General features: G+C 41.7%; 20 protein-coding genes and 1 pseudogene. 11 read left to right on the top strand and 10 right to left on the bottom strand.

Annotated features, from left to right (window positions below; translation table 11 throughout):
• From BBP83_RS14845 to BBP83_RS14820, 6 genes and pseudogenes are all read left to right on the top strand, one after another.
• Positions 1 to 948, top strand: a pseudogene (locus tag BBP83_RS14845) (DEAD/DEAH box helicase); the annotation flags it as partial.
• A 415-nt stretch (positions 949 to 1,363) separates the two neighbouring features.
• Positions 1,364 to 2,179, top strand: coding sequence for an ABC transporter ATP-binding protein (locus BBP83_RS14840; protein WP_068889903.1), 816 nt, complete (start codon positions 1,364 to 1,366; stop codon positions 2,177 to 2,179).
• Positions 2,179 to 2,958, top strand: coding sequence for a lipid asymmetry maintenance ABC transporter permease subunit MlaE (gene mlaE, locus BBP83_RS14835; protein WP_068889901.1), 780 nt, complete (start codon positions 2,179 to 2,181; stop codon positions 2,956 to 2,958). The genes BBP83_RS14840 and mlaE overlap by 1 nt, the downstream gene beginning before the upstream one ends.
• Entirely contained in the window at positions 2,958 to 3,638 is a 681-nt protein-coding gene (mlaD, locus tag BBP83_RS14830; protein ID WP_068889899.1) for an outer membrane lipid asymmetry maintenance protein MlaD, read from the top strand. The genes mlaE and mlaD overlap by 1 nt, the downstream gene beginning before the upstream one ends.
• 18 nt (positions 3,639 to 3,656) lie before the next feature.
• Entirely contained in the window at positions 3,657 to 4,292 is a 636-nt protein-coding gene (locus BBP83_RS14825; RefSeq protein WP_068889897.1) for an MlaC/ttg2D family ABC transporter substrate-binding protein, read from the top strand.
• 12 nt (positions 4,293 to 4,304) lie between these two features.
• Entirely contained in the window at positions 4,305 to 4,592 is a 288-nt protein-coding gene (locus tag BBP83_RS14820; protein ID WP_068889895.1) for an STAS domain-containing protein, read from the top strand.
• A gap of 143 nt (positions 4,593 to 4,735) precedes the next feature.
• On the opposite strand, the gene BBP83_RS14815 is transcribed toward BBP83_RS14820, so the two are convergent.
• Positions 4,736 to 5,749 (bottom strand): CorA family divalent cation transporter, encoded by a 1,014-nt coding sequence (locus BBP83_RS14815; RefSeq protein ID WP_068889893.1) that lies wholly within the window; start codon positions 5,747 to 5,749, stop codon positions 4,736 to 4,738.
• Between the two features lie 154 nt (positions 5,750 to 5,903).
• Here BBP83_RS14815 and BBP83_RS14810 point away from each other — a divergent pair, with 154 nt between their 5' ends.
• Together BBP83_RS14810 and BBP83_RS14805 are read left to right on the top strand one after the other, a co-directional pair.
• Entirely contained in the window at positions 5,904 to 6,500 is a 597-nt protein-coding gene (locus tag BBP83_RS14810; protein WP_068889891.1) for an LOG family protein, read from the top strand.
• On the top strand, positions 6,497 to 6,895 hold the full coding sequence (locus BBP83_RS14805) for an NUDIX hydrolase (protein ID WP_068889889.1): 399 nt from the start codon (positions 6,497 to 6,499) through the stop codon (positions 6,893 to 6,895). Before BBP83_RS14810 ends, BBP83_RS14805 begins: the two co-directional genes overlap by 4 nt.
• A gap of 26 nt (positions 6,896 to 6,921) precedes the next feature.
• Here the strand turns inward: BBP83_RS14805 and BBP83_RS14800 are convergent, their stop codons facing one another.
• Both BBP83_RS14800 and recG read right to left on the bottom strand, forming a co-directional pair.
• The gene (locus BBP83_RS14800) at positions 6,922 to 7,551 is read right to left on the bottom strand and encodes a ComF family protein (protein WP_068889888.1); all 630 of its coding nucleotides are present in this window, start codon (positions 7,549 to 7,551) and stop codon (positions 6,922 to 6,924) included.
• Positions 7,552 to 7,742: 191 nt separating this feature from the next.
• On the bottom strand, positions 7,743 to 9,788 hold the full coding sequence (recG, locus tag BBP83_RS14795; protein ID WP_068889886.1) for an ATP-dependent DNA helicase RecG: 2,046 nt from the start codon (positions 9,786 to 9,788) through the stop codon (positions 7,743 to 7,745).
• Between the two features lie 56 nt (positions 9,789 to 9,844).
• Here recG and BBP83_RS14790 point away from each other — a divergent pair, with 56 nt between their 5' ends.
• Positions 9,845 to 10,621 (top strand): Rossmann-fold NAD(P)-binding domain-containing protein, encoded by a 777-nt coding sequence (locus BBP83_RS14790; RefSeq protein ID WP_068889884.1) that lies wholly within the window; start codon positions 9,845 to 9,847, stop codon positions 10,619 to 10,621.
• A gap of 224 nt (positions 10,622 to 10,845) precedes the next feature.
• Here the strand turns inward: BBP83_RS14790 and plsB are convergent, their stop codons facing one another.
• Complete coding sequence (plsB, locus tag BBP83_RS14785; RefSeq protein ID WP_068889882.1) at positions 10,846 to 13,422, bottom strand: glycerol-3-phosphate 1-O-acyltransferase PlsB; 2,577 nt, start codon at positions 13,420 to 13,422, stop codon at positions 10,846 to 10,848.
• 290 nt (positions 13,423 to 13,712) lie between these two features.
• Between plsB and BBP83_RS14780 the strand changes: the two genes are divergently transcribed.
• Both BBP83_RS14780 and BBP83_RS14775 read left to right on the top strand, forming a co-directional pair.
• Positions 13,713 to 14,585 carry an acyl-CoA thioesterase gene (locus tag BBP83_RS14780; RefSeq protein ID WP_068889880.1) on the top strand — a complete coding sequence of 291 codons (873 nt, stop codon included), beginning with the start codon at positions 13,713 to 13,715 and terminating at the stop codon, positions 14,583 to 14,585.
• A 187-nt stretch (positions 14,586 to 14,772) separates the two neighbouring features.
• A complete protein-coding gene (locus BBP83_RS14775) occupies positions 14,773 to 16,020 on the top strand; it encodes a dicarboxylate/amino acid:cation symporter (protein WP_068889878.1) in 1,248 nt (415 codons plus the stop codon).
• Positions 16,021 to 16,185: 165 nt separating this feature from the next.
• Here BBP83_RS14775 and BBP83_RS14770 read toward each other — a convergent pair whose 3' ends face one another.
• The 6 genes from BBP83_RS14770 to BBP83_RS14745 form a co-directional block, all read right to left on the bottom strand.
• Entirely contained in the window at positions 16,186 to 17,130 is a 945-nt protein-coding gene (locus BBP83_RS14770; RefSeq protein WP_068889876.1) for a metal-dependent hydrolase, read from the bottom strand.
• A 143-nt stretch (positions 17,131 to 17,273) separates the two neighbouring features.
• The gene (yihA, locus tag BBP83_RS14765; RefSeq protein ID WP_068889874.1) at positions 17,274 to 18,164 is read right to left on the bottom strand and encodes a ribosome biogenesis GTP-binding protein YihA/YsxC; all 891 of its coding nucleotides are present in this window, start codon (positions 18,162 to 18,164) and stop codon (positions 17,274 to 17,276) included.
• An 86-nt stretch (positions 18,165 to 18,250) separates the two neighbouring features.
• A complete protein-coding gene (locus tag BBP83_RS14760) occupies positions 18,251 to 18,694 on the bottom strand; it encodes an RrF2 family transcriptional regulator (protein WP_068889872.1) in 444 nt (147 codons plus the stop codon).
• A gap of 88 nt (positions 18,695 to 18,782) precedes the next feature.
• A complete protein-coding gene (hmpA, locus tag BBP83_RS14755) occupies positions 18,783 to 19,991 on the bottom strand; it encodes an NO-inducible flavohemoprotein (protein ID WP_068889870.1) in 1,209 nt (402 codons plus the stop codon).
• A gap of 150 nt (positions 19,992 to 20,141) precedes the next feature.
• Positions 20,142 to 21,725, bottom strand: a complete 1,584-nt coding sequence (locus BBP83_RS14750; RefSeq protein ID WP_068889868.1) for a helicase HerA-like domain-containing protein — start codon at positions 21,723 to 21,725, stop codon at positions 20,142 to 20,144.
• A gap of 19 nt (positions 21,726 to 21,744) precedes the next feature.
• Positions 21,745 to 22,947 carry a PLP-dependent transferase gene (locus tag BBP83_RS14745; protein ID WP_068889867.1) on the bottom strand — a complete coding sequence of 401 codons (1,203 nt, stop codon included), beginning with the start codon at positions 22,945 to 22,947 and terminating at the stop codon, positions 21,745 to 21,747.
• Between the last annotated feature and the right edge of the window lie 17 nt (positions 22,948 to 22,964).

Here is a 22,964-nt window from a genome sequence, read left to right as displayed (position 1 = left end):
GTAATTAACTTCGGTCTTCCTATGAAGAACGAAGACTATGTACACCGTATTGGCCGTACAGGTCGTGCAGGTCGTACTGGTAAAGCAATCACTTTAGCGACTTACCGTGAACGCGGTAAAATTCGTGCGCTAGAAGATTACTTAGAAGCTCGTTTAGAAGTATCTGAAATTGAAGGACTTGAGCCATCTCCACCTCCTGCACGCGGTAGTCGTGATGGCGGCGGTCGTGGTCGTGATGGCGGTGGTCGTGGTCGTGGCGGTTTCGGCGGTGGTCGTGATGGCGGCGGTCGTGGTCGTGACGGCGGTGGTCGTAGTTTTGGTGGCGAAAGCAGCTTTAAACGTCGCGAAGGCGGTGATGATCGTCCACGTCGTGAAGGCGGTTTCGGTGATCGTCCACAACGTTCGTTTGATGACCGTCCAAAACGTGATTTTGGCGATCGTCCAGCACCACGTCGTGAAGGCGGTTTCGGTGATCGTCCACAACGTTCGTTTGATGACCGTCCAAAGCGTGATTTTGGCGATCGTCCAGCACCACGTCGTGAAGGCGGTTTCGGTGATCGTCCACAACGTTCGTTTGATGACCGTCCAAAGCGTGATTTTGGCGATCGTCCAGCGCCACGTCGCGAAGGCGGTTTCGGTGATAAACCACGTTTTAACTCAAATGATGACAACCGTGGTAACAGCGTAGATTACAAACCACGTCGTGAAGGTAGCTTCGCTGATCGTCCAAAACGTGATTTCGGTGATCGTCCAGCACCACGTCGTGAAGGTGGTTTCGGTGATCGTCCACAACGTTCGTTTGATGATCGTCCTAAACGTACTTTCGGTGGCGAAGATCGTCCACAACGTACTTTTGGTGGTGAAGACCGTCCAAAGCGCGAATTTAATTCAGATCGTCCACGTCGTGAATCAGGTGAAGACCGTCCACGTCGCAAATTTAATGACTAATTTTTAAAGTTAGTTATAAATTAAAAAAAACCAGTGGAAACACTGGTTTTTTTTATGCGCTTTTGTTTTACCTTTAAAAAATAAAATGTATACTGGTTCAAACTTTAGATATTTTTTGATACTTATGAGTATTCAGTCTATTTCTGTTAAAAAAATAAATACGTTCGAGCTCTTTATGCCTTATCTCGGTTTAGCTTTATTTTTATGTAATATTTTTTATTATATTTACAATTATTTTCATTAAGTATTAATTCATTCAGCTAAGATCACACTCGGTCTAAATTTAAAAATTTCTTCAATAAAAATCAATACACTCCCGATTTGATTGGGAAAACTGTTTATATGTAAAAGTAACATTTTCAACTTTAATCCTTTATAGTATGCATGCTGAAAAAATGCAGGAAAACGCTCAGCTATGAATAATCAAACACCTCACGAGGCTCAATCACTGATTGAAGTGAAAAATTTGAGCTTTAAGCGGGGCGACCGAGTCATTTATGACAATGTCAGTTTAAATATTCGCCGTGGGCAAATCACGGGGATTATGGGGCCTTCAGGTACAGGTAAAACCACACTTCTTCGATTGATTGGTGGGCAATTAACACCAGATCAGGGTGAAGTCTTACTTGATGGAAAGCACATTGGACTGATGACACGCCAAGAGCTTTTTGCTGCACGTGCGAAAATGGGCATGCTGTTTCAAAGCGGTGCATTGTTTACCGATATGTCAGTATACGAAAACGTGGCTTTTCCAATTCGGGCACATACCAAGCTTTCAGAGCATTTAATTGCGGAAATGGTGGCGCTGAAACTGGAGTCTGTTGGACTGCGGGGTACTGAAAAACTCATGCCTTCTGAACTTTCAGGGGGGATGAATCGTCGCGTGGCCTTAGCACGTGCTATTGCTTTAGACCCTGAACTGATTATGTATGATGAACCTTTTGCAGGTCAGGATCCGATTGTGATGGGCGTGTTAACACGTTTAATCCGTTCGTTACGCGAAGCACTTGATTTAACGACTATTATTGTCTCACATGATGTTGCCGAAACACTTTCAATCTCCGATTACATTTATGTGGTGGCAGAAGGGAAAGTGCAGGGCGAGGGGACACCTGAGCAATTGAGAGCGCATGCATCACCGTTTGTGCAACAGTTTTTGACAGGATCTGTCGAAGGCCCAGTGGACTATCAATTTAGCCATCAACCCTATTTAAGTCATGAGGTGCTTTAATGAATGCTATTGCCTCATTAGGTAGACGCGTCATTGAGCGTGTTCGGGGAATTGGCATTGCGACACAAATGTTGTTGCAGGTGTTATTTTCTTTACCGACGAGACTGGGTGTACGGTTATTTATTTACCAAATGTACCGTGTCGGTGTGATGTCATTGCTGATTATTGTGGTCTCTGGCCTATTTATTGGTGCTGTATTGGGTTTACAGATGTACAGCATTTTGGTCACTTTTGGTAGTGAAGCCATGTTGGGTGCGGCCGTGTCGCTGACTTTACTTCGGGAACTTGCACCTGTTGTGGCTGCCTTATTATTTGCAGGCCGTGCAGGTTCTGCATTGACCGCAGAAATTGGCTTAATGAAAGCTACAGAACAATTGTCTAGCATGGAAATGATTGGTGTTGATCCTTTAAAACGGGTAATTTCACCGCGTTTATGGGCAGGTATTTTTAGTTTACCGATGCTATCGGTGATTTTTGCTGCCGTAGGGATTATGGGCGGAAAAATGGTCGGGGTCGATTTTCTTGGCGCAGACGAAGGTTCGTATTGGAGTGGCATGGAAAATGCCGTGCAGTTCTATAAAGATGTCTTTAACGGCACCATTATAAAAAGTTTTGTTTTTGCATTTATTTGTACGGGAATTGCGGTATATCAAGGCTATGCCTGTGAGCCGACTTCTGAAGGGATTGCAACGTCAACTACCCGTACAGTGGTGTATTCGTCGTTATGTGTTTTAGGTTTTGATTTTGTGTTGACTGCGGTCATGTTTGGAGGTGTTTAATGAAATCACGTGCAAGTGAACTGGCCGTTGGTGTATTTGTCATTCTGTTTGGTATTGCTTTATTTTTCTTGGCGATGCGAGTGAGCGGTTTGGTCGGCAACAACATGAAAGACCCTTATCAAATGACGGCTGTTTTTGAAAATGTGAATGGCATTAAACCTCGTGCAAAAGTTGCGATGAGTGGGGTAAAAGTAGGTCAAGTCGATTCCATTACTTTAGACCCTGTAACGCGTCTAGCGACAGTGCATATGACAATGGATGGAAGTTTAACGACATTTAATCCTGAACAATTAAAGCAAGTTCAGGAGAATGCATTAGAAGAGCTACGTTACAGTTCAGATTTTGAAGCGGCTGATCCTGCGCAGCAAAAAGATATGGAAAAGCAGCTAATTGCTAACACGAAATCCATCACGAATATTGATGAAGATGCTTATATCATGGTAGCGACCAATGGTTTATTAGGCGAAAAATATTTAAAGATTATCCCAGGTGGTGGCTTAAATTATATTAAGCGGGGCGAGCGCATTGCCAATACCCAAGGGACGATGGAAATTGAAGATTTAGTGACTAAGTTTGTAACTGGTGGTGCAGGAAAACCGTCAGAAAACAGTAGCAATGCGTCACAATCAGACAAAGCATCTGCACAATCTACTGATGCACAACCTGCATTTGTTGAATAATTATTTGAGGAGATTCGCGTGAATACTTTATTTAAACAGACGCTTACAGCAAGCATTCTTTCAACGATGATTGCAAGTAGCGCTTTTGCTGTACCGACTGAAACACCGCCTGCATTTGTGAAAAAAGTGGCAGATGGTCTGATTTCACGCTTAAAAGCAGATCAAGGTAAATTGCAAAATAACCCAACCGCGGTGAAAGCGATTGTACGTCAAAATTTGGATCCATATATTGACTCTCAATCATTCACACGTATTGTGATGGGAACTTATGCAACCAATCAAAACAGTACAGCTGCCCAGCGTGCTCAGTTTGAACGTAATTTCCGCGAAACCTTGATTGAAAACTATGGCTCTGCATTTGCTAAGTTTAGTAATCAAACCTATAGCATGCGTCCTTATAAAGACACGGGCAGCGCAAACCCTGTAGTAACTCTTGATTTCAATAACAATGGTGAAAAAATTCCAGTTTCATTTCAATTGGCAGATAAAGGCACGCAATGGAAAATCCGAAACATTAATGTTTCGGGTATTGACCTAGGTTTGCAGTTCCGTAATCAGTTTGCAGCAACGGTGAAACGTAATGGTGGTAACTTAGATAAAGCCATTGCGAACTTCCAACCAGATGCAGAAGTAGCGGTTAACAAGAAAAAATAAGACAGGCGGCATATGATTAAATTTGATCAGCAGGAATTACATATTTCTGGAAAAATTGACTATAGCAACGCTGAGCAGTATTACCAGAAAGGCTTGCAAATTATTCAGGCGCAGACACAATTTCCAATTGTGATCAATTTAGCTGAATTGGAACAGGGAAGTACTTTGGCCTTGGCGGTATTGATGCGTTGGTTACGCCAAACACCAAATGCACAAGGGTTACAGTTTAAAGCCATCCCTGCAAAAATGATGAATATTATTCAAGCTTGCCACTTAGAGCATGACCTGCACATGATTTAATTGAATGCATAAAAAAAGCACCTACGGGTGCTTTTTTTATCTCTATTGATTGATCTTTTTGCCATCAATTTTAGTTAAATTAAAAATTCAGAAAATAGCAGTTTGTCTTAAGCCTCGCTTTGAAACCGTATTTCAAAACGTATTTAGATCCATTTTTTCCAGCGGAAATAAATCATGGGGCCAATAAAGAAGGCAAGTAAAATCAAACCGACCGCGATAAAGCTCGTTGTTCCGCGTGCGAAGGGCAATACATCGGTATTCATGCCATACACGCTGGCAACAAGCATGGGAGGCGCAAGCATACTGGGTAAGATAGAGAATCGACGAATCGTGTCATTCTGTTCGGTATTAATGAATCCTGATGTGGTGTCAAGTAAGAAGCGCACTTTTTGGAATAAGAAGGCATCGTGCTCAACCAGAGAGCGCACATCTTCACTGAGCTCTCGAATATCAGCATCATAAATATGACTACCCAAGGCTCGCGGGCGTGCTAAGAACGTCAGTACACGACGTAAATCAATCAAACACAATTGAGCTTTTCCGAGCATATCTTCTAGTTGTGCTAAGCGTGTGATCATGTCATCTAAATCTAAAATCATTTCGCGATGACGGTTATTCAGCACTTCTGTGGAATACTTTTCTAAGTCTTTGTGGATATCTTCTAAGATATCCGCAAGTTCATCCAGCTTGGCTTCTAATAAGCCCAATAAAATCCAAGTGGGATCTTTATAGTTAATTTCATAGTCATTGCGTCGCGCCCGAGAACGGAAGGCACGAAAGGCCACCAACTTTTCACCACGCAAAGTAAATAAACGGTCTTTGTGCAGAATAAACGCCACGGTTTGCACAGTCGCTAAAATATGGGAATTTTCCTCAGATTCTACATCGACTTGAAAATTTTTATTTTTCGTTAAAAAATAGGTACTGATATGTAAAATACCGTCATCATCACGGTAGAATCGAGCAGAGGAAGAAATATCTTCCAACGATTTGAGTGTGGGTAGGTTTTGATCGTAGGCATCTAAAATCCATTGTTGCTCTTCTTGAGATGGAGCAATTAAATCTAGCCAGACTAAATCGGGGTGTAAGTCGAAGTCGCCATTAATGGTGGCATCTTCTAGGCTACCGCGCTCTGTGGCGTAAAAGGCTTCAAGCATGCCGTCTTTTCTCCGTTGCGCAGTATCTGTGAATGAATGCGTGTATTTTAGACAAGGATTTCAATAAATACACTGCTCGAATGGTTATTTTGTTAAAAAAACTGAATGAAGTTTATTTTAGTACGATGACAAATTGATAACACGGTGACAAATGATGAATTCTATAGCAATTTTTTGTGGTTCAGCGCTGGGTTCAGACCCAGTTTATTTACAGGTCGCAGAACTTGTCGGTAAAACTTTAGCTAAACATCAGATTACTTTGGTGTATGGCGGTGGCCGTTCAGGCTTGATGGGAATGGTTGCAGAGAGTGCATTACAGGCGGGCGGTCAGGTGATTGGCGTGATTCCAAAGCAGTTGGTTGATCGTGAATTGGCACATCCTAATTTGACCGCTTTGTACGTGGTAGACAATATGCACCAACGTAAAACCCAGATGTCTGAATTGTCTGATGGCTTTATTGCCATTCCGGGTGGGGCGGGTACTTTGGAAGAAATTTTTGAACAATGGACTTGGGCGCAGTTGGGAATCCATCAGAAACCATGTGCATTTTTAAATGTCGATGGTTTTTATGATGATTTGCTTAAATTTCTTCAATTGACTGCTGATAAAGGTTTTACCCATCAGCGTTTTTGTAGCAGTTTAATTGCATCGGATAATATTGAAGAGATATTGGCGCAGTTTAAGGCGTATGTGCCACCGCAACCGAAATGGGGTGTCGCGGATCAGCAAGATTTGGTGAAAAACGCATGAAAGTCATTACTGTCGCTGCTGGCATTGTGATGAATGAACAGCAACAATTACTTTTGGTGCGTAAGAAAAATACCTCATGCTTTATGCAAGTGGGTGGCAAGTTAGAGGTCAATGAATTACCTGAACAGAGCATTCTTCGGGAAATTGAAGAAGAGATTGGTTGTCAGGCCAAAATTCAGCATTATTTAGGTCGTTTTGAAACTCAAACAGCGAATGAGCCAGACCATTTGCTGATTAGCTATGTTTATCATGTGCAACTCGATCAAGCACCTGTGGTACAGGCAGAAATTGCCGAAATAAAATGGGTGGATTTAGATGATGCTGAAACTCAATTGGCACCGCTGACGACAGAAGTGGTGATGCCGTGGGTCAAACAATATTTAATTGCTGTCTAAACGATTATTGCTTTGGCCTCTATATTTTATTTAGCAGAGGCCAAGCACACGGCATGTATCTGTTGGCAACCCAACTGTTCTAAGCACTGTTTTAATGCCTGAATCGAGCTCCCTGTTGTGACCACATCATCGACAATTAATACTTTGCGATAACGTATTTGGGTCGGTTCAGCATGTATAAATTGATGTTGTATATCTTCCAGTCGCTCTAAACGACTCAGACCTTTTTGTGAATGTTGTTTTAAACGTTGAATCGGTTGCCAAATGGGCAGTTTTAAATGTTTCGCAAGATCTTTGGCCAAGAGTAAAGATTGGTTATAACCACGATGCGTCAGTCTTTCTGTCGAGATTGGCATAGGGACAATGGCTTGTACTTTTGGATATTTCAGGCTTTTAAGTAAGCCTGAAAGCATAGGTTGATAGTGGAGCTGTTGTTCATATTTAAATTGCTGAATGATTTTATCTAGCGGATAGGCATAATGACATGCAGTTAAAATGTGCATTTCTTGGCGCAGTACCTGAGTTTTGAGCCAAGGCAGACTGTTGTAACAATCCAGACACAGCGAATGTTTGTGCTGTTGCATAATGCCACACAATGAACAGGGTGAGAGCTCTTGAATACGACTACGTGCAAGTTGATGAATAAGTTGAAGCATGGGATTCTCATTTTTTATTTTTATTCTTGTGAAAAGATGTAAAGAATAAATGTCAGACACTTATTCTTTATTTTAGCCTTAAATGAAACCTAAATTTTATTTGCCTGATGAACTGAATAAAACTCCTGAAGCGATGATACTGGTGATTCTAAGTAAATATCACAGCTTCAGGGGATGGATTGAGCTATTCACTAGACATAGGCATAACGAGGAGCTTCGGGTAGCCAGCGGTTTAATAAGGCTTGTACATGATCGGGATGATCTTTAAAAATTTGTTGTGCCACAAAATGCGCTTGATTTAAGAGATGATCATCACGTTCTAATTTAGCCACACGAAAACCCATATCGCCGGTTTGTTTTGTGCCTAAAAGTTCACCCGGGCCACGTAATTCTAAATCTTTTTCTGCGATGAGAAAGCCATCATTGGTTTCACGCATAATCCGTAGGCGTTCTTGGCCATTTTGTGACAGTGGATTTTTATAGAGTAATGCACAAAAACTGGCTTTTGCACCACGACCAACCCGCCCACGTAGCTGATGGAGTTGCGATAGACCTAAGCGCTCTGCATTTTCAATCACCATAATTGAGGCATTCGGGACATCGACACCGACTTCAATTACCGTTGTGGCAATTAATAATTGCAACTCATTGTTTTTAAATTGTTGCATCACCTTTTGTTTTTCATCTGCTTTCATCTTGCCGTGTACTAAACCAATATTCACTTCTGGAAAACGTAGTTTCATTTCAGCAAAAGTCGCTTCAGCAGCTTGGGCATCTAACGTTTCAGATTGTTCAACCAAAGTGCAGACCCAATAGGCTTGTTTACCTTCGGCACAGTTAGTCGCAATGCGTTGTAAAACCTGCTCACGCCGATCGAGTGGAATAGTGACGGTTTGAATTGGGGTACGGCCAGGGGGTAATTCATCAATGATTGATGTGTCTAAATCACCATAGGCAGACATGGCCAAGGTGCGGGGAATGGGTGTCGCGGTCATCACCAATTGATGCGGCGTCCAGCCAGCTAAGCCTTTATTACGTAGCGCTAAACGTTGATCAACCCCAAAACGATGTTGTTCATCAATAATCACTAAACCCAATTTGGCAAATTTAACATTGTCTTGAAATAAAGCATGGGTGCCGATGACCAGATTGGCAGAACCTTGTTGAATGCTCTGTTCGGATGCTTCGCGGGCTTTACCTTTTTGTTTGCCTGAAAGCCAAGATACGGTCAGCCCCATGGGTTCAAACCATTTTTTAAAATTTAAATAATGTTGTTCTGCCAAAATTTCTGTCGGGGCCATCAGCGCTACTTGCCACCCTTCTTCCAGTGCATGACAGGCAGCCACGCCTGCGACCAAGGTTTTACCTGCGCCAACATCGCCTTGAACCAGCCGAAGCATGGGTTTATTTTGTTTTAAATCGGCCATAATTTCTTTCGAAACCCGCTTTTGTGCACCAGTCATCTCAAAGGGCAGGCTAGCCAGCAAGGCTTTGGCAAAGGTTTTACTGGGGTGGAAAGAGGGCGCTTCAATTTGCTGAATATAGGCACGGCGCGTGAGTAAGCTAATTTGATGTGCGACCAGTTCTTCAAAAATAAGACGTTGTTGCGCGGGGTGCGAGCCTTGAGCCAATTGCAACATATTGGCATTGATAGGTGGATGGTGAATATAGTCCAACGCTTGTTTGAGTGCATAACCATTGGTGAATTTTTGAGGTAAGAGTTCAGGAAGATTATCGCTATAATTTTCTAAGACTTGTTTGACGTATTCGCGCAATTTGGGTTGCGTCAGGCCATCAATTGCAGGATAAATTGCGGTGAGTTGGGTCTGTGGCAGGGGCGTATGTTCAGTAATTAATTGCAGTTCGGGGTGATACATTTCTAAACCGCGTGCACCGACACGCACTTCACCAAAAACACGTAGGCGACTGCCCATTTTTGCACGGTCAGTAATGCCTTTATAAACATGATAAAAGCGCAAAGTGACTTTGCCACAATCATCATCCAATAACACAGCCATAGATTTGCGTTTTCCCGGCGGAAAGTCCACATTTTTAACAATGCCTTCTAGCAAATAGCTACGCCCAACAATCAGCTGATTCATGGCAATAATTGTGCTACGGTCTTCATAGTCACGTGGCAGATGAAACAGTAAATCATCAGTCGTGTAGATATTTAGTTTTTCAAGCATTGCGGCAGCAGCATTTCCTACGCCTTGCAATTGATGGACGGCTGTCATTTCCCCTCAATATATTTACAATCGATTATGTAATCGGGTTGGTGATTAGGTGCTAAATGCATATTTTGTTTATAGGTTATGGTAAAACATCTCAGCGCGTTGCAAAACAGTTATTTGAGCAAGGTCATCAAATTACTACAATCAGCCAAAGTCCAAAAACAGATGTTTGGGCGCATCATCTGATTCAGGATGTTCATCAACTCAATTTATCTCAAATTCCCCCAGTTAATGCAGTTTATATTTTATTGTCTCCGAATATTGGGACGATTGACGCCTATCAGCAGACCTATGTGGATTCTATTCGCCCTATTGTGCAGGCTTTAAAAAATCATCCTATTCAAAAGGTGATCGTGGTGTCATCCACTCGTGTGTATCGCGAAAATAATGGTGAGCGCATCGATGATGAAATTGCGCCAAATCCAAGTGATGAGCAGGGTAGACTGTTATTGCAGATGGAACTGTTATGGCAACAGGCATATCCTGAACACTGCATTATTATTCGCCCAACGGGAATTTATGGTACATCAAATGCAAGAATGTTGAAGCTTGCAGAAACAACTCAATCGTATCCCAATATCCATTGGGCGAACCGAATTCATATTGAGGATTTAGCGCGTTTTCTAGCGTATATGATTCACGTGGAACATCCTGAAAAATCATATATTTGCACTAATAATCAGCCACAAGCTTTGCATGAACGAATTTTAGAGCTTCAAAAAGCACTAAATTTACCTGAATTGGTTGTAGAAAGTGAGCGGGAAACAGGGAAAAGGATTTATGCGGAGCGGATGGTTGCGAGTGGCTTTGAGTTAAAATATGAGGGTGATGTGTAGTTAGTTTTTATTGTGAAAATATTTTTTCATTGGTTTTATTCAAAATAGCTTGTGATTTTCATTAGTCACTTTTTGAATTTACAGCATAGATATTTCCGCGGTTTGAGTTTCCTCTCCTTATTAGGAAAGGGTTAGGGAGAGGTAAAAGAATTCCTAGCCTTAACCCTCATCCCGACCTTCTCCCTGAGCCATAGATGGCGCAAGAGAAGGGTTTTAAAAGGTGTTTACTTCTTCTTGCGTTTTGCACGTTTTTTGGCGTTTTCCGCAGCTACTTTATCTAATGCGTCTTTCAGCTCTTCATCGCTAAATGTCGTAATGTGTTGCAACATTTGTAGGGTTGCTTCATCCAAGACTAAATTCGCATACTGTGCCATATTTTGCATGTTCTCATCAAAGACAATGGCATGGTCTTCGTTGGTACTAATGTAGCCTTGCTGTGTTAGCACTTTAATAAAGCTTTGGAATAACGATTTATCAAAGAACTCTGGCGAATTGAACTCATACAGCACAGATAAACGCTGACCAACCAAATGGCTCAGTTCTTCCACCTGACGGGTTGAAATATTACCTGAACCGCGCTGAGTAATAAGTGCCAACGTCATGTAATAGCGTTCAATACTCTGCATGACAGGGGCAGCCAACAGCACCAATTGATTATGATTTTCACTGTTTGGTGCAGGTGAAATTAAATTACCGTCTGCATCTTCAATAATTAGCTTGGCTTGAGCTAATGCATCTACGTATGCACAAATAGGGTCTTTCAGCTCTTCATCTTGCCATTTTAAGAACAATTCTGCTTTTAAGAATGGATACAGCGTGCGAATCACATTAATTAAGTCACCACGACGAATCGAACCATTGTGTTCAACCAAGGCAGCAATTAATGATGGCAAAATAAAGGCATGCACGATGTTATTGCGGAAGTAGGTCAATAAAATTGCTTGACCCTCTTCAATGGCAATAATATCGCCCAGAACATGTTTGACACGTTTAATCAGTTTGAGTTTTAAACCATAGGCAATAATTTCTTTACCTGATAGTGGGGTGATTTGCATCCGTGCATCATAAGGCAATGCAGTTAGCAACTTACGATAAGTATCTAGTTGCTTGATGCAAATTTCTTCATCTAAGGTGTGTTTTGTTGTGGCCAATAAAATTAAAGACAGCAAAGAAACAGGGTTAATGACTACGGCACGGTTGATGTTTTCTAAAATAGCATTGGCTGAACTATTAACTGCATCTGAAACCTCTGGCGGAATCGGTGCATCATTTTTTTCAACTTTAATTTGGTCTGCGCCATGTTTTTCCAGCATGTCGTCTAAAAATACAGGCTCACCAAAGTTCACATGTACTTTGCCAAAAATACGTTCAATTTTACGTAAAGTTTTCACAATACCGAAAACAGATTCACCTTCTTTCGGCTTACCGTTCATTTCGCCGACATAGGTTGCACCTTCCATCAGACGTTCATAACCCACATAGGTCGGTAAAAAAACGATAGGCTTTGCACGACCACGTAAATGACTATGCACTGTCATGGCCAACATGCCTGTTTTCGGTGGCAATAAACGACCTGTACGTGAACGCCCGCCTTCAATGAAATATTCAATGGGGGTGTTGCGCGATAAAATACTGTACAAATATTCTTTAAATACGGTGGTATAGAGGGCATTGCCACGGAAGCTACGACGAATAAAGAATGCGCCACCGCCACGTAAAATTTGTCCCACAAACGGCATATTTAAATTATCGCCTGCAGCAATGTATGGCACCATCAGACCACGTTTATAAATCACATAAGACAGCAATAAATAGTCAATGTGGCTACGGTGACACGGGGTGTAAATAATTTCGTAGTCTTTGGCCAACTCACGCACAGTGCTGAAGTTGTGTACCTCCACGCCATCGTATAATTGTGTCCAAAGGCGTGTAAGAGCTACGTCAGCAAAGCGTACAGTCGAATGTGAATAGTCAGAAACAATTTCATTTAAGAAACTAATCGCACGGCGTTCTGCTTCTACCATGCTAATTTTATTGCGAATACTTTCACGACGAATACTGTCTTGCACGTCAGGCGCTTTGATTAGTCCGTGCATGACATTACGGCGGTCAGATAAATCTGGGCCTAGAACCACTTCACGTTGTGCATCTAAATAGTCATTTAAAGTGCTGGTGATATAGGTAGCAGGGGAAGAGTTGGGATGAGTGGTTTTTGCATAATTAATCAAGGTGCGTAAAGATTGTCCTTGATGAAACTCAATATAAGTTTGTCGGCCATGTAAGCCAATATTCACCAGTTGTTTTAGTTTACTTGGGGTAGACCAAGTATCTGTAAATAATAGCTTCAGCCATGAATCTTCTTTTTCAGGATCACGACCCCAAAGTAGGGTGACTGGAACCAGTTCGACATCTAAATCGGGTTGTTGTTCTAAAGCCTCAATTAAGCGTAAGAGTCGTGGCGGAAATGCATGCGGAGGTGGATTTAACAGATTATTTTCATCGCGATGTTGTAAAAATAATACCGATGCTTTTTCGCTGTGTTGACCCAATAGTAAAGGGTTGAGGGCAGGTGGTAATTTCAGACGGCGGGTTTCACTATCGACCACCAAAGCATTACTACGCGAATGATTGAGTAATACATAACACACAATTTTTTGTGGGGAGCTTGCGCTGTCTTCGTTCTGAGTGAGCGACACTGCTGGTTCAGCAGGAACCTCTCCGAGAACGTGCGGTGTTACAACAAGGTCAAGAAGCTTACTGGAAAGCTTTCTATATATTTGACCAAAACCACTTTTGGACATACAAACTCCTAGTTAAACGGCCAAAACCTCAGTGATATTGTACTGGGTGGCTATTTTGCGTAATTGTATTGAAAAACAATCTGCTATTTTCTGACAAATTACACGCGAAGTGTAAGATTTTATCGTTAAAAAGCGTATTTTAGTCGAAATTTTAAAAATAACAGGTGACAGATCAGTCAAGCAATCTCTAGGGTTTTGCTCTGAATTTATGGCAATATAACTTTAATCATGTGGACATGATTATTTTTTGCCTGATTTTAGGTCATCCCATTTAATTAAATAGGTTAATTATGAATGCCTTAACACAAGAACTGGTCGAATTGCTCAGCTTAGAAAAGCTAGAAGAAAACATCTTTCGCGGGCAAAGCCGTAATTTGGTTGGCAAACGCGTTTTTGGTGGTCAGGTACTGGGGCAGGCACTCAGAGCTGCGTCATATACGACAGACCGTCCTGCGCATTCATTACATGCGTATTTTTTATTTGGGGGTGATGTTGATGCACCAATTATTTACGAAGTAGAACGTCTGCGCGATGGTAAAAGTTTCGCAAGTCGCCAAGTGCGTGCAATTCAACATGGTCGGGTTATTTTTATGGCCATGGTGTCTTTTGCAGGGCAGGAAGAGGGCTTGGATTATCAAATTTCTGAACCTGAATACCCAGTTGTAGATAGCTTGAAAAATGAAGCTGAACTGAAAAAAATGATGGTGGAATTTGTGCCTGAAAACGTACGTGCCAGTTTCATGCGCGACCGTCATGTGGAAATTCGTCCAGTACAACCTGTGAATCCATTTCAGCCACAACCTGAAGCGCCGTCTTATGCGCATTACATTCGAACGCATGATGCAATAGCAACGGAAGTGGATGATATTTCATTGCATCAGGCGATTGTTGCGTTTTATTCAGACTTTACCCTAATGACGACGGCGCTACGTCCACATGGTCTAAGTTATATTTCACCGAGTCTGCAATGTGCCAGTATTGATCATGCGATGTATTTCCATAAACCATTCCGTGTCGATGAGTGGATGTTATATGACATGGAAGCCACCATTAGTGCCAATTCACGCGGTTTAAATTTTGGTCGAATGTGGCAAAATGGTGAATTGGTGTGTAGCACCACACAAGAAGGTTTAATCCGTTTACGTGAAATTGAAACGCAATAATAAGTCAGTTAAATCTTGTTCAAACCGAATTATTTAATTCGGTTTTTTTATGGTATTTGCAAAGTACTATTCTGACAGGGTTTTGTTTTCTGAAGATTTCTGCTGAGCTTGTGACAAAAAAATCCTCGATTATGCATATTTAGCATGGCATAGTGCCAGCAGGGAAAAATGATAAAAGCATGTCGTCATGAGCTTAAATACACAGATTTTAATGGCTGCCATTTTTGGCGTCGCCTTTGGTTTTTTAATGAACCTATTTCCACAGACTCAGTTTTTTGATGTCAGTTTGTATGGTTTGGGCATTCTGAGTAGTGTATTTATTGGTTTGCTGAAAATGTTGCTAATTCCCCTTATTTTTAGCTCGATTGTTGTCGGTGTATCCAACTTACAAGCTGGCGGACAACTTAGCCGAGTTTGGAAAATCACCTTGGCGTGTTGTGTCACGACCACAACTTTGGCGCTCATTTTGGGTTTGGCCTGCGCACATATTTTTCAGGTCGGTAAAGGTGTCGATGTTGTGATGTTTCAAGACGCAATGAGTGCACATCAAACACCTGACACCTTAACGCCTGCATCATTTTTTACCAATTTCATTCAAAACACTCTGATTAATCCTTTTAAAGCTTTTGCCGAGGGCAATGTCTTGGCCGTGGTGGTCTTTGCTTTGCTGATTGGTGTCGCCTTGGTGAAAGGTGGCGATAAATTCAGGAGTGTGCGTAAGCTCAGTCAGCAATTTTTTGACATTATGATGTTAATGATTGGCTGGGTGATGAAGCTAGCACCATTGGGAATTTTTGCTTTACTGGCCAAGCTTATTGCAACTGAGGATCTTTCAGTACTGAGTCGTTTAGCTGAGTTTGCCGCCGTAGTCACAGGCACCACCATTTTCCATGGTGCAGTTGTGTTGCCACTGCTGTTGTGGATTTTTGGCAAGATGAGCCCGATCACCTTTTTTAAAGGAACACGGGCGGCACTCATTACTGCATTTGCGACCAGTTCAAGTTCAGCGACCATGCCACTGTCCATGAAGTGCGCACAAGAAAACTTAGGTGTACGTCCGCAAACGGCAGGTTTTGTCATTCCATTGGGTACGCAATTAAATATGGATGGTACGGCGCTATATGAAGCAGCAGCGGCATTGTTTATTGCCAATTTAATGGGGCTGGATTTAAGTCTGGGTCAACAATTGGTGGTGTGTGCTACAGCCATGATTGCTTCTTTAGGCGCACCGGGTATTCCAAGTGCAGGCATGGTCACTATGATTATGGTCTTGCAGTCTGTGGGTCTACCCGCCGAAGCCATTGCGATTTTATTGCCGATAGACCGTTTATTGGATACCGTTCGAACGGTGGTGAATGTGCAAGGCGATATGATGATTAGTGTGGTGGTAGATCGCCATACGCGCGATGATGAATTGCCTGAGGCAATACGTTAAAAGATTAAGCTAAGCATAAAAAGAGCCCGCATCATTGCTGTAAAATAGTGCTGTGCGGGTTTTTATTGGCCTTGATTTTGACTGTAGACGTATTATTTTGTGTGATTTAACGCATTAAAAAGTAGGGATAAACCAACCCTGCTGAATAAGCTTAATTGAATAGGATTAGGCAACTTTGAGGATTGCGCGTTTGGCTGCTGGAGAGCGCTCTAAGTATGTAATGGCATCTTCAGTTTTGGCTTCATGTAAAGGGTCATACCACGGCATTAAGTAGCCTAATTGCTGAGAGATAAGCCAAAATGGGTTGGGCATTAAATTGTGGTCTTTTTGCGAAATACGATACCACTCACGCCATACCCACGGTTTATACACGGCTGGACGAATGGATTTAAAACGTGGATCTTGCTTCATAATATGGGCTGAACCATCGACCCAAAGTCCCAAAACGGCTACAATCACCACAACACTTAAATAATAACGGGCAATATAGCCACCGCCTAAATGACGGTATAAATCAAAAGCCACTGTACGATGTTCTATTTCTTCTGCGCCGTGCCATTTCACCAAATCTAACATGGATGCATCTGCCCCCAGTTTTTCCCATTCGTTGTTATACAGCACGTATTTCCCTAAAACGCAGGTCATGTGTTCAACGGTAGCCACAATTCCCAGACGGAATAAGTCCCATTGATGTTCTAGTGTTTTCGGAACTTTTAAGCCAAGTGGGGCGTCGGCAAGCAATTCGCCAAACAAAAAATCCATGACATTTAAATTGCGCTGAATATTAATATTGCGAACCGTGAGATATTCTTTATTGGCCGAATTGTGTGCCTGTGCATGCATGGCTTCTTGGCGAATAAAGGCTTGCACATCTTCTTTCAGTTTAGGGTCTTGAATTTGCGGTAAGACTTTATTGTATAGACGACAAAACCAAAATTCGCCTGCGGGCAAAATCATATTAATTTCATTAATAAAATAACTAATAAAAGGTTGTTCAGGAATCCAGTCGACGGGGGTGTCTTGCCATTCAAATTTTACTTTGCGCGGTTTAATGCTGTAGCGAATAGATGAACCAATGGTTGAATTCTTAAAACGGGAGAAAAGTTTCATCATACTGTCCTTATTGTTTTAGTGCGTAGCGCATCATGTGCAATTGGCTTCAGTATGGGAAAAAAATCCCGAATTGTGTTTAGCAATTCGGGACAATTCATTATCAAAAGATGATGTTTTTTGTCTGACAATGTCAGTAAAGACTATTCCTTAGGGTCTAAAGGAGCATCATGTTCTGTTTCTAATGGCGTGATCTCTTCAAGGTCGAACTCAAGACCATCAACATCTGTATCTAGAGAATCATCTTCTACAAAATCAATTTCTGTATCGTCTTCGTCCGCTTCTGGAATGCTGTCTAAATCAAAATGGCTGGCTTGTTCTAAGGTGAAGTTTAAACGACCACCCATCACACTGGCCAATTCTTGCAGACCTTGTTTGTTTAATGAAGAAAATAACTGAATAGAAAATTCCAGTTTCATTTTTTTCAATTGCGCTTTGATTTCTTGCAAAACCTTAGATGCAGGGCCACGATTCAATTTATCCGATTTGGTTAAAAGCACATGCACGAATAATTTCCGTGAATAAGCCCATTCCAACATCATCACGTCAAAGTGCTGTAGTGGATGACGAATATCCATGAGCAAAACCAGACCTTGTAGGCTTTGACGATGAATCAGGTAGTTTTCAAGCTCTTTTTGCCACACAATTTTCATGGCTTCAGGTACGGCTGCATAACCATAACCGGGTAAATCGACCAAACGCTGATCGGGATTGCCTAAGCTAAAAAAGTTGATCATCTGAGTACGACCGGGTCTTTTCGACGCACGTGCTAATTGCTTTTGATTGGTTAAAGCATTAATCGCACTGGATTTACCTGCATTAGAACGACCTGCAAATGCAATTTCGTAACCTGTATCTTCAACACATAAGTTGAGTTTAGGCGCACTCATTAAAAATTCGGCTTTACGCAACCAGTTCAATGCGCGAACAGAGTACTCAGTAATTGCAGGATCAACTATTTTCTCATAGCTGATTTTTTGCTTCGGCGCATTGGCTGACTTACTGTTTTTGGATTTTCCTCTGTGCTGATGCATAACTCGACTTCAATAAATGATCTACAAGGGAGCATTATAAAGGAAGTCGTTCAGGCAAGCGAACTTTGCAAGGCAAAGAAGCGGAATTAAAGATTAATCATCTGAATTGGAGAGAGAGTTGTGTACTTACTAGACGGAGCCGTTTTTAGAACTTGGGCCAAAGTATATTGGTCTAGATGAAGATAAAACTGTTCCAAGGCCTGATCTAAAAGACCTTTTAAACCGCAATGACTACGTAACACACAGGGTGGTGTATTACATTCTACAATTTGGTTTTCACCTTGCAGAATTCGTACCATGTGCCCGAGTTTGAGTTCGAGTGCTTTGGGGTTTAGATTAATGCCACCACCTTTACCGCGGGTGGTAATCAGCCAATTTTGTTTTCCCATAAAATGCACAATTTTCATCAAATGATTTTTTGATACGTGCAAGTCCTGCGCAATTTCTGCAACGGTATAAGGGATATCTTTAGGCTGAGAGACATACATTAAAATACGTAGGGCGTAGTCGGTGAATTTATTCAGCTGCATGAGAATACTATAAATTTAGGAGAAATAAATAAGGGTTAGCTTAGCACATCTAAACTAACCCTCTGTCTATTTCAAGCTGACTTGAAAGTTAGTGTTTAACACCACCTGTGCCAAAAGCCTCGCTATGGATATTCTCTGCAGGAATACCACGTGCAATTAAAGTTTTTTGCTGTTCAGCCATAAATGGCATAGGGCCACACAGGTAATAGTCTGCATTGATTGGCAACAACGCGCTATCGATACTACTAAGATCTAAACGACCCGTGATTTCGTAATCTTCACCTAATTTATCGCTAGCATGAGGGAACTCATAGGCAGTAATGGTGTTTAAGCGCGGATATTTTGCTTTCAAGTCATGAATATGTTGCTTCATGGCATGTACTTGTTTACTACGGCAAGCATGAATGAAGGTGACTGGTTGTGGCATGTCTAAAGTCACCAATTGATTAAGCATAGCAACCATTGGTGTGAGGCCTACACCACCACTGATAAACACATTGCGTTTATTTGGGTCTATTAAGCAGAAATTACCAGTTGGTGCAGAAATCTCTATTTCTGAACCTTCTGCAAGACCGTGCAACGTGTTTGATACCCAGCCTGCAACCAAGTCACCTTTTTGATCTTCACGTTTTACTGAAATACGTAAGTAATCTGCTTGAGGGCTAGTCGACAGAGTATATTGACGAGGTTGTTTGAGACCAAGTTCTTCAACAAATACCCGTACTGAAATATATTGGCCTGCTTCATATTTTGGTAAATCGCCACCATCAACAGGTGCAAGATAGAAGGATGTGATTTCATCACTTTCTACCACTTTTTTGGCAATTTTAAAGTTGCGCCAACCTAACCAGCTACCTTTGGTTTGCTGATGTTGTTCATAAATGGCTTTTTCAGTACTAATGAATAAATCAGCCAATTGACCATAAGCCGTAGCCCACGCATCAATTAAAGGATCTTCCATTGAAATGCTCAGAACTTCACTAATGGAATGAAGTAGGTTTTCCCCAACAATGTTGTAATCTGGAGCTTGAATACTCAAGCTGACATGCTTATGAGCGATCATCTCCACAACAGGTAGGAGTACAGATGGATCTTCAATGTTTTCAGCATATGCCAACACTGCACCCGCCAAAGCCTGTGCCTGTGCGCCACTGCGTTGATGCCCCATATTGAAGGTTTCTTTTAAGTTTGGATTGTTACCCAGCATGCGGTTATAGAAATAACCAGTCAGCGCGACACCATTTTCACGAAGTACAGGAACGGTAGCTTTTACAAGGTCAATTTGCTGCGGAGTCATAGCTGATCTCTCATGGCTTTCATTTATAAGATGCATTTAAAATACATTTTATAGTAAGACTTTGCAATACATGTCTGAATAAAAACCATAAAAAAATTATGGGATATAAAAATATCCCATAATTTTGAACTTCTTAATAGGTGTTTTAGATTATTTTCTGCCAAACAGTGAACCAAGTAGACCACGGACAATTTTTTGTCCTGTGCTTCCTCCTAAGCTACGCGCGGCACTTTTGGCAAAAGTGCCGACAGTATCTTGAATGAGTTTGTCACGTTGTTTGGCACTGCGTTCTGCTTCCTTTTGTTGCTCTTTTGCAAGACGCTCTTGTTCGCGGGCTTGCTGTTTTTCAAATGTTGCTTGTTCTTTTTCCTGTTGCTTGGCTTGTGTGTCTAATTCTTTGGCTTGAATTTTTTCTTGTTCAGCCTGTAGGGCTTCTTGCTGACGATCTACCACTTTTTGCTGTAACAGTTCAAATGCGCTTTCACGATCTAGGCTTTGCTCATATACGCCAGCCACAATACTTTGCGCCATTAGTGTTTTACGTTCTTCTAGACTAATGGGGCTAAAAGCAGAGTAAGGGGGCATCACCCAACCGCGTTCCACCATTTGTGGAATACCTTGCTCATCTAAACAACTAATGAGTGCCTCACCAACACCTAATTCGGTAATGGCTTGATCCACTTTAAATTCAGGATTGGCACGAAAGGTATCGGCGGCGGTTTTTACTGCTTTTTGATCTTTGGGTGTAAATGCACGTAAAGCATGTTGTACGCGGTTCCCCAATTGCCCTAAAACACTTTCAGGTAAATCTAAAGGGTTTTGCGTGACGAAATAGATGCCGACACCTTTAGAGCGAATTAGGCGAACCACCTGTTCAATTTTTTCTTGTAAAGCGGCACTGGCATTATCAAAGAGTAAGTGCGCTTCATCAAAAAAGAACACCAGTTTAGGTTTGTCCATATCACCGACTTCAGGCAATTGTTCGAACAATTCAGACAACATCCAAAGTAAAAAGGTGGCGTATAGTTTTGGGGTGTTCATGAGTTTGTCGGCAGCCAATAAATTGATATAGCCATGACCTTGGGCATCGGTTTGAATAAAGTCCAAAATATTGAGGCTAGGTTCACCAAAGAATTGATCACCACCTTGGTCTGCCAGTGCCAGTAAATTACGTTGAATTGCGCCTAGACTGGCAGGGGATAGGTTGCCATATTCGGCTTTAAATTCGGTGGCATGTTCGCTGACATAACTCAGCATGGCTTTTAAATCTTTAAAGTCGATGAGCAGTAAGCCCTGATCATCTGCAATTCGGAAGACTGCGGAAAGAACACCTTCTTGTGTGTCATTCAAATTCAGCATTTGAGCCAATAATAATGGGCCAATTTCAGAGACTGTGGTGCGAATGGGGTGACCTTGCTCGCCAAATAAATCCCAAAACACCAAAGGCGCAGCTGTAAATGGGACTGATTCAATCTTTAAGATTTTTAGGCGTTCATCAAATTTGGAATTATTGGAACCTGCCTTGGCTAAGCTTGAAACATCACCTTTTGCATCGGCTAAAAATACAGGAACCCCAATACGTGAAAAACTTTCTGCCAGTACTTTTAGGGTGACAGTTTTTCCTGTTCCAGTCGCACCCGCAATTAGGCCGTGGCGATTGGCAAATTGTGAATGCAATACAATATCTTGCTGCGTATCGCTGGTTTTTTTTGCAATAATGATTGGTGTGCCCATAGTCCGTCCTATTTATAAATTATTCGAGTTGTTGTCTTTTCAATTGTTTTAACGCGTTTTTTATATCTTGAATTAAATCTTGTGGATGTTCCAGTCCTATGCAGAAACGCACCAATAAACCTTGTTGTAAATGTGTATGTTCTAAGGTGCGCATTTCTTTTAAATTGTAGAGCATGACCAAGCTAATAGGCCCACCCCAACTAAAACCCAGTTTAAATAAAGACAATGCATCACAGAAATGACGAACATCTTTTAGGTGATATTCAGGTTTAAAAATCACACTGACTAAGCCTGCACTTTGTTCTGTGCTACAAATTTCTTTCCAATAGGTATGTCCTGCAGAAGTTTCATCGGCAGGATGTAAAATTTGTGCAAATTCAGTTTGTTGTTTGAGCCATGCTAATAAGGTTAATGTGCTTTCAGATTGATGTTGATAACGTATTTGCATAGAAGCCAAACTGCGTTGAACTTGGGCAGTATCATCACCAGAAATAGAAATACCTTGAAGGGCGTGCATACGAAATAGTTGCTGATGGAGTTTTTCATCACGTGTAACCACGGAACCCATTAAAATATCACCACCACCACTTGGATATTTGGTCAGGGCATGTGCGGTTAAATCGACACTTAAATGTTCATCGCCAAAATCGAAAGCATTAAAGGCAAGCCCTGCGCCCCATGTATTGTCCAAGGCACTTAATACATGATGTGCTTTGGCTTTTTTGACCAAGTTGTTTAAATCGGGAAATTCTAAAGTCACAGAGCCTGCAGCTTCTAGCCAAATGAGTTTGGCTTTTTCGGTCGGTTGAAAACTTGCAACATCAATGGGGTTATACACCTTTACTGTAATGCCATAGCGCATTTCTAAATTGCGCAGATGCTCCATATTTGGCCCATAAATATTGTCAGCCACCCAAACTTCATCCCCCTGACTTAAAAAACAAGAGTTAACCAAATTAATTGCAGACAAACCACTGGGTGCCAATAAGCAAAACTCACCCCCTTCAAGCTGCGCAATATTATCAGCCAAGGTAAATGTGGTCGGTGTGCCATGTGTGCCATAACTATAATCGTAGCGATCTGTCCAATGGCGATTAAATAGGGCATTGGTATTGTCAAAAATAATGGTTGATGCACGAAATAGGGGAGGCTGTATTGTTGATACATATTGTGGGGCTTTTCTTGGTGCGTGAATTAATGCAGTTTGCGGGTTTTTTTTCACAATACAGCTCTAAAAGT

It is taken from the genome of Acinetobacter celticus, from assembly GCF_001707755.1.
GTDB classification, from domain to species: domain Bacteria; phylum Pseudomonadota; class Gammaproteobacteria; order Pseudomonadales; family Moraxellaceae; genus Acinetobacter; species Acinetobacter celticus.
Note: the sequence above shows the minus strand (reverse complement) of the source record. Positions and strands in the feature narration are given on the sequence as shown.